Source organism: Amaricoccus sp. (assembly GCF_017995835.1).
Lineage (GTDB): Bacteria > Pseudomonadota > Alphaproteobacteria > Rhodobacterales > Rhodobacteraceae > Amaricoccus.
Genome location: NZ_JAGOID010000001.1, coordinates 74,827 through 82,204 on the forward strand (window position 1 = coordinate 74,827; position 7,378 = coordinate 82,204).

A 7,378-nucleotide genomic window follows, 5' to 3' on the forward strand; every position below is an offset into this window, starting at 1 on the left:
CGGCTCACCCGACCGTGCCGGAAGGCCCGGGCGGCGCGAGGCGCGCCCTCCGCCAAGTCTCGAAGCCATAGAGCGCCAGCGCCGCCCAGATCATCGGGAAGGCGATCGCGTCCCAGCGGGTGAAGGGCTCGCCGAACGCCAGCACGGCGACGAGGAACTGCAACGTGGGGTTGAGATACTGCACCAGCCCGAGCGTCGCGAGCCGAAGCCGCCTGGCTGCATAGGAAAACAGGATGAGCGGCCCCCCCGTCATCAGCGGGCCGGAGAGCGCGAGCAGGACCGAGAGCCGCAGGTCCGCGCCGAAGAACCCGCCCGGCCGCCCGCTCGGATCGGCGAAGACGCCCGCGTGGAGCCCCGCGAGCCAGACGAGCGCCGGGACGAGCAGAAGGCCCGTCTCGATCAGCACGCTCGCCAGCGGACCGATCCCGAGCCGGTTCTTGAGCAGGCCGTAAAGCCCGAAGGTCGAACCCAGCATAAGTGCTATCCATGGCGGCGCGCCGAAACCCCAGGTCAGCACCGCGACCGCGAGCGCGGCGAGTGCGATCGCAGCGCCCTGCAACGGCGTGAACCGCTCGCCCAGCACGACGAAGCCGAGCACGACCGCGATCAGCGGGAACACGTAGTAGCCGAGGCTCGCCTCCAGCGCGCGGCCCGCCTGCACCGCCGAAATGAAGCCGAACCAGTTGGCGGCGATCAGCAGGCCGGTCGCGGCGAGAACGCGGAGCGTCCGCGGCTGGCGCGCCGCCGCGACCACCTCGCCGAAGCGGCCCTGCGCCGCGATCACCAGCCCGACGAAGGCGACCGTCCAGACTACCCGGTGCGACAGGACCTCGAGCGGCGGCACGGCGGCGAGCGCCTTGAAGAAGATCCCGGACAGCCCCCAGATCACGCAGGCCGTGACCATCGCCAATGCGCCGCGCGCGGCCCCGGACATGGCGTTCCCGTTCCGTCAGCGCCGCGCGCGGACGCTCCGCGCGGGCGCGCGCGGAGTCCGGCCGCCAATGAGGCGCCCTGCGGCGATCCGCCGGCCGGTGAAGCCCATGCCCGTCTCTCCGAAGGCTGACCCGGAAGCGTTTAGGTCTGCCGGGCCGAGAGGACAATGCGTGTCGATCGGCCCGAAGCCCAACGTGACGCCGAATCGTCGCCTGCCGAAGCGGCGGTTCTCCGCCGCAGGCCTCGGCGCCCCCGTGTTGCGGGCGCAAAGGCAAGTCGAATATGGTCGTAGCAATCCGGCAAGGGACTCCGAAGTACGGGCCATGGAAGCCGTGTTCGACCTCGAGGAGTTTCTGCCCTATCGGCTGAACCGGGCCGGCGACGCCGCGAGCGCGGGCTTCGTCGAACTCGCTCGCGCCCGGCATCACATGACGCGACCCGAATGGCGCGTGATCGCGATGCTCGGGCGCTCGGGCCGGCTCACCGCCGGGCAGATCGTCCGACGCTCGGGCATGCACAAGACCAAGGTCAGCCGCGCCGTCGCCGCGCTCGAACGTCGCGTCTGGCTCCGCCGCTCGACCGACGAGGCCGACCGTCGCATCGAGAACCTGGAGCTGACCGAGGCGGGCCGGAGCGCGTTCGGCGAGCTCGTCGAATTCGCCCGCGAGCAACAGGCCATGCTCGTCGCCCGTCTCGGGCCCGAACGCCTCGCCGCGCTCGACTCCGCCCTCGCCGTCATCATGGACGGCTTCGGCCCCGGCGAGCCGGCCAGCGACGATTCCTGATCTCGGCACTCGGCGCGGCGACCGTCTGGGGTTGATCGCGAGTTAACCACCATGTCGCGTCATGATTGAACGAAAGTCGAGGAAAGCCGAGATTGCTCCCGAGATCTGTACCAGGGAGTAACGATCATGAAGTTCCTCGCCGTCGCCGCCGTCGCGGCTTTCGGTTTCACCGCGACCGCCGAGGCCGCCACCTTCGCCGTCACCGGCGGGGATGCGTTCTGGCTGCCGTCCAACTTCGGCACCGGCGTTCCCTCGGGCGATCTCGCCCCGGGCGTCCAGATCCAGCGCAACGCGGCGCTCGCGCTCGACAAGGCGGGCAAGGTCACGTTCACCTATTTCGGGACCGAGGCCGACTACCACAACAAGTTCTCGATCGACGGCATGACGGGGTTCGACAACAAGGCGGCCGCCAACGACAGCTTCTCGCTGAAGCTCGACGCCGGCGCCGTGCCGTTCTCGTTCAGCACCGCGAACCCGGCCGGCACGGTGGCCAACGGCGCGTCCAGGGGCTTCTACCAGAGCATCGCGCTGTTCCAGAAGTCGCCGTCGACGGTCTTCGCGCTCTTCAACGACAGCGCGACCTCCGACACCGACTATGACGATCTCGTCGTCCGCATGGACGTCGCGCCCGTGCCGCTGCCCGCGGCCGCCTGGCTGCTGCTCGGCGGTCTCGGCGGCCTCGGCGCCGTCGCCCGCCGCAAGTCGGCGGCCAAGGCGGCCTGACCCCCGTCAGGCGCCGTCCGGCCGGCCCCGGCAAGGCTTCCCGCCTTCCGGGGCCGCGTCCTATCCGGCCCAGGGGCCGTGCTGCCCGGTCCGCCCGTCGTCGAGCCGCGCGAACCCGTGCAGCCCGAAGAAGTCGCGCTGGCCCTGGATCATGTTGGCGGTGCCGCGCGCCGTGCGCAGCGCATCGAAATAGGCGACGCCGGAGGCGAGCGCCGGCGTGGCGAGCCCGTTCAGCGCCGCGGCGGCGACGACCTCGCGCAGCGCGCCATGCGTCTCCTTCACCAGCCCGGCGAAGAACGGCGCGAAGATCAGGTTGCGGTCCGGGGCCTCCGCCAGCGCCGAGGCCATGTCGTCGAGCATCGCCGAGCGGATGATGCAGCCCGCCCGCCAGATCCGCGCGATCAGCGGCAGCGGCAGCAGCCAGCCGAACTCGCGCGAGGCGGCGGCGATCATCTCGAAGCCCTGCGCGTAGCAGAGCGCCTTGCCGCAGACGAGCGCGCGCTCCAGCGTCGCCTCGTCGAGCGCGCCCCCGGCCAGCCGCCGCGGCCCGGCGCCGAAGATCGCCTCGGCCTCGCGCCGCGCCGCCCGCGCCGCCGACAGGTTGCGCGCCGCCACCGCCGCCTCGATCGCCGGCACGGGCACCGCGAGGTGCTGCGCCTCGATCGCCGTCCAGCGGCCCGTGCCCTTCTGCCCCGCCGCGTCGACGATCACGTCGAGGAGCGGCCCGCCGCTCTGCGGATCGATGGTTCCCGCCACCTTGCCGGTGATCTCGACCAGGTAGGATTGCAGCCGCCCGCGGTTCCAGCGCTCGAAGGTCGCCCCGATCTCCGCCGCGCTCCGCCCGAGCCCGTCGCGCAGAACGCCGTAGATCTCGGCGATCATCTGCATGTCCGCATACTCGATGCCGTTGTGGACGGTCTTGACGAAATGCCCGGCGCCCTCCTCGCCCAGCCAGGCGGCGCAGGGCTCGCCCTCGTGCTGCGCCGCGATCGCCTCGAGGACCGGCGCCACCCGGTCCCAGTCCGCGCGCCGGCCGCCGCCCATGATCGACGGCCCGTGCCGCGCGCCTTCCTCGCCGCCGGAGACGCCCATGCCGAGAAAGGCGCCGCCGCCGTCGCGCGACCGGCGGTCGGTGTCGTGGAAATTGGCGTTGCCCGCGTCGATGATCAGGTCCTCGGGATCGAGCAGCGGCCTCAGCGCCGCGATCTGCTCGTCCACCGCCCTCCCGGCCGGGACCATCAGGATGATCGCCCGCGGCCGGGCGAGCGCGGCGACGAACGCCGCCAGCGTCTCGGTCGGCGTGATCCGCGCCGCGAGATCGCCCGCCCCGGCGTGGAAGCGCCGCGTGACCTCGGCCGTCCGGTTCCAGACGGCGATGTCGAAACCCTTCTCGGCGATGTTGAGCGCGAGCGCCCCGCCCATCGTCCCGAGGCCCACCAACCCGATCCGGCTCTCGCTCATCGTCTCTGCCTCCTGTCCCGCGCGCCCAGTTTCCGGGGATTCCCGGCAGCCGCAACCCCTGGCCTCGCGATTGCATTCGCGTGGCGCGGCGCATATCTAGGCCGGCAGCGCGGGCTCCCGCGAGGGCAGGATCTGCATGAACTGGATCTCGAACTACGTCCGGCCGAAGATCAACTCGCTGTTCAACCGGCGCGAGATGCCGGAGAACCTGTGGGTCAAGTGCGACGAGTGCGGAACCATGCTGTTCCACCGCGAACTCGCCGCCTCGCAGCAGGTCTGCACCAATTGCGGCCACCACATGCCGATCGGCCCGCGCGAGCGGTTCACGGCGCTCTTCGACGGCGGCGTCTTCGTCGAGGTGAGGGCGCCGAAGCCGCTGACCGACCCGCTCGGCTTTCGTGACCAGAAGAAATACGTCGACCGCCTGCGCGAGGCGCGCAAGACGACCGGCGAGGAGGAGGCGATGCTGGTGGCCGAGGGCGAGATCGCCCGGCTGAAGGTCGTCGCCGCCGCCCAGGACTTCTCGTTCATGGCGGGCTCGATGGGAATGCAGGTCGGCAACGCGCTGATCGCCGCCGCGGAACGGGCCGTCAAGCTGAAGGCGCCGCTGGTGGTGTTCTCCGCCGCAGGCGGCGCACGGATGCAGGAGGGCATCCTCAGCCTGATGCAGATGCCGCGCACCACCGTCGCCGTGCAGATGGTGAAGGAGGCGCGGCTGCCTTATGTCGTCGTGCTGACCCATCCGACCACGGGCGGCGTGACCGCATCCTACGCCATGCTCGGCGACGTGCAGATCGCCGAGCCCGGCGCGCTCATCTGCTTCGCCGGACCGCGGGTGATCGAGCAGACGATCCGCGAGACGCTGCCGGAGGGGTTCCAGCGGGCGGAATACCTGCTCGACCACGGGATGCTCGACCGGGTGACGCCGCGCAAGGCGATGCGGGCGGAACTGGCGACCATCCTGCGGCAGCTTACCAACCAGCCGCCGCCGGTGATGGGCGAACTCGCCGCGCCCGAGTTGTCGGCCGCGGAGCCCGCGGCCGCGCCGTGAGCCTCGACGCCGGCAGCGATGCGGCGCTCGCGCGGGTGATGGGGCTGCACCCCAAGGTGATCGACCTGTCGCTCGGCCGGATCGAGCGGCTGCTCGCCGCGCTCGGGCATCCCGAGCGGCGGCTGCCGCCGGTGGTCCATGTCGCCGGAACCAACGGCAAGGGCTCGACGGTGGCGATGATCCGCGCCGGGCTCGAGGCCGCGGGCGGGCGGGTCCATGTCTATACCTCGCCGCATCTGGCGCGGTTCCACGAGCGCATCCGCGTGGCGGGCGAACTGGTCGCCGAGGAACGGCTGGTCGAGCTGATCGGCCGTTGCGAGGAGGCGAACCGCGGCGCGCCGATCACCTTCTTCGAGATCACCACCGCGGCGGCCTTCATGGCTTTCGCCGAGACGCCGGCGGAGTGGTGCCTGCTGGAGGTGGGGCTGGGGGGCCGGCTCGACGCGACGAACGTGGTGGAGCGGCCGGCGCTGACGGTGATCACGCCGGTCTCGATCGACCACCAGCAATACCTCGGCGAGACGGTGGCCGAGATCGCCGTCGAGAAGGCGGGCATCCTGAAGCCGGGGGCGCCCTGCGTGGTCGGCCCGCAACCCGCCGCCGCCTGGGACGCGATCGTGGCGCGGGCCGAGGCCGTCGGCGCGCCGCTGGTGGCCGAGGGCCAGGACTGGCAGGTCTGGGAGGAGCACGGGCGGCTCGTCTACCAGGACATGCGCGGGCTTCTCGACCTGCCGCGCCCGGCGCTGATCGGCGCGCATCAGGTGACCAACGCCGGCGCGGCGCTCGCCGCCCTGCGCGCGCTCGGCGCGGACGAGGCGGCCTGCGAGGCGGCGGTGACCAAGGCGGAATGGCCGGCGCGGCTGCAACGGCTGCGGCGCGGGCCGCTCGTCGAGGCGGCGGGGCCGGGGGCCGAGGTCTGGCTCGACGGCGGGCACAACGCCGCCGCGGGGCTCGCGCTCGCCGAGGCGGTCGGCCGGCTGCCGTCGCGGCCGCTGCACCTGATCGTGGGTATGCTGCGGACCAAGGACGTGGCCGGGTTCCTGCGTCCCTTCGCCGCGATCGCCGCAAGCCTGCAAGGCGTCGACATCCCCGGCGAGGCCGCCACGCTTTCCGCTTCCGAAACGGTGGCCGCCGCCCGCGACCTCGGCATCGCCGCCGAGGCCGCGCCCGATCTCGCCGCTGCCGTGGCGCACGTCGCCCGGCAGGCGCCGGAGGCGCGCATCCTGATCTGCGGCTCGCTCTACCTGGCCGGAAGGGCGCTGCGCGAGAACGACTAGGCGCGGCGGCAAGCCTGTCGCGAAGGAGGCGGCGACGGTCGCGGGCCGGATCCGGCGCGTGCAGGCGGGAGCGATCAGGCGACCGCCCCGCGCGGGCGCGACGTGGCGGCGCGGACCTTGCGCCCGATCTCGTCGAGGGTGCGCCGCAGCCGGTTGAGTTCGCACGGCTCGAGCGGGCGCACCGGGCCATAGCGCAGCGCGAGGTTCTCGCGATCGAGCGTCAGGCGCACCAGGTGGAGAGCGGTCTTTCGCCGGATCTCGAGGCCGAGCTCGATGGCCAGGGCGGCGCGCGGGCGCAGGTCGTGGCCCTGCGCGCGGAGCCGGCCGGCAGGCTCGCCCAGCGCCCGCAGGAAGGCGTCGAGGTAGAGCTCGATGGCATGGAGCGCGCAGAAGCGCGCGGGGACGCGCGACGCGTCGTCGGCGTCCCCGGCGGCCAGCAGGGCCTCGGCGGCGGCGTGGTAGGAACCGGCGAGACGCAGCAGGTCGTCGACGCCGGCGCCGAGGTCATTGTCACGAAAGGGAGACGGCGTCACCGAGGCCTCGCAATGCTTCGACGACGCAGAAGGGTAGTCGTCAGCCCGCGTCGATCAAGCAAGGTGCGGATGCTCAGTTAATCGGCCGCCCGAACGCAGCCGCGTCACGGCCACTTGGCGACGGGCGGGAGCGACATCAGCACCGCCTCGGGGTTGTGGCCGGTCTCCAGCCCGAACTTGGTGCCCCGGTCGTAGACGAGGTTGAACTCGGCGTAGCGCCCGCGCTTCACCAGCTGGATCTCGCGCTGCGCCTCGGTCCAGGGGCGGCGCATGTGGCGCGCGACGATCGGCGGGAAGGCGGCGATGAAGGCCGCGCCCACGTCGCGCGTGAAGGCGAAGTCGGCCTCCCAGTCGCCGGTGCAGAGGTCGTCGTAGAAGATGCCCCCGACGCCCCGCGGCTCGTTCCAGTGGCGGATCAGGAAGTACTCGTCCGCCCAGGCCTTGAAGCGGGGATAGTAGGCGGGATCGTGCGCGTCGCAGGCGCCGCGGAGCGCGGCGTGGAAGTCGGCGGTGTCGGCTGCGTCCTCGATCGCCGGGTTGAGGTCGGAGCCGCCGCCGAACCACCAGCCGGCGGGGGTCCAGAACATGCGGGTGTTCATGTGGACGGCCGGGGTC

8 protein-coding genes are annotated in these 7,378 nt (G+C 72.3%); 4 read left to right on the forward strand and 4 right to left on the reverse strand.

Features of this window, described 5'->3' with window-relative positions; genetic code table 11:
- Positions 1 to 4 precede the first annotated feature (4 nt).
- Entirely contained in the window at positions 5 to 904 is a 900-nt protein-coding gene (rarD, locus tag KBA23_RS00345; RefSeq protein WP_290735191.1) for an EamA family transporter RarD, read from the reverse strand.
- Here rarD and KBA23_RS00350 point away from each other — a divergent pair.
- The gene (locus tag KBA23_RS00350; RefSeq protein WP_290735194.1) at positions 858 to 1,718 is read left to right on the forward strand and encodes a MarR family transcriptional regulator; all 861 of its coding nucleotides are present in this window, start codon (positions 858 to 860) and stop codon (positions 1,716 to 1,718) included. The genes rarD and KBA23_RS00350 overlap by 47 nt on opposite strands.
- A gap of 126 nt (positions 1,719 to 1,844) precedes the next feature.
- Positions 1,845 to 2,441 carry a VPLPA-CTERM sorting domain-containing protein gene (locus tag KBA23_RS00355; RefSeq protein ID WP_290735197.1) on the forward strand — a complete coding sequence of 199 codons (597 nt, stop codon included), beginning with the start codon at positions 1,845 to 1,847 and terminating at the stop codon, positions 2,439 to 2,441.
- Between the two features lie 60 nt (positions 2,442 to 2,501).
- Here the strand turns inward: KBA23_RS00355 and gndA are convergent, their stop codons facing one another.
- The gene (gene gndA, locus KBA23_RS00360) at positions 2,502 to 3,902 is read right to left on the reverse strand and encodes an NADP-dependent phosphogluconate dehydrogenase (RefSeq protein WP_290735200.1); all 1,401 of its coding nucleotides are present in this window, start codon (positions 3,900 to 3,902) and stop codon (positions 2,502 to 2,504) included.
- A gap of 136 nt (positions 3,903 to 4,038) precedes the next feature.
- Here gndA and accD point away from each other — a divergent pair, with 136 nt between their 5' ends.
- A complete protein-coding gene (gene accD / locus KBA23_RS00365) occupies positions 4,039 to 4,953 on the forward strand; it encodes an acetyl-CoA carboxylase, carboxyltransferase subunit beta (RefSeq protein WP_290735204.1) in 915 nt (304 codons plus the stop codon).
- On the forward strand, positions 4,950 to 6,230 hold the full coding sequence (locus KBA23_RS00370; protein WP_290735207.1) for a folylpolyglutamate synthase/dihydrofolate synthase family protein: 1,281 nt from the start codon (positions 4,950 to 4,952) through the stop codon (positions 6,228 to 6,230). The genes accD and KBA23_RS00370 overlap by 4 nt, the downstream gene beginning before the upstream one ends.
- Before the next feature lie 74 nt (positions 6,231 to 6,304).
- On the opposite strand, the gene KBA23_RS00375 is transcribed toward KBA23_RS00370, so the two are convergent.
- Positions 6,305 to 6,763 carry a hypothetical protein gene (locus tag KBA23_RS00375; protein ID WP_290735210.1) on the reverse strand — a complete coding sequence of 153 codons (459 nt, stop codon included), beginning with the start codon at positions 6,761 to 6,763 and terminating at the stop codon, positions 6,305 to 6,307.
- Between the two features lie 104 nt (positions 6,764 to 6,867).
- Positions 6,868 to 7,378: coproporphyrinogen III oxidase (locus KBA23_RS00380; protein ID WP_290735213.1), on the reverse strand; the 511-nt coding region annotated here is incomplete at its 5' end.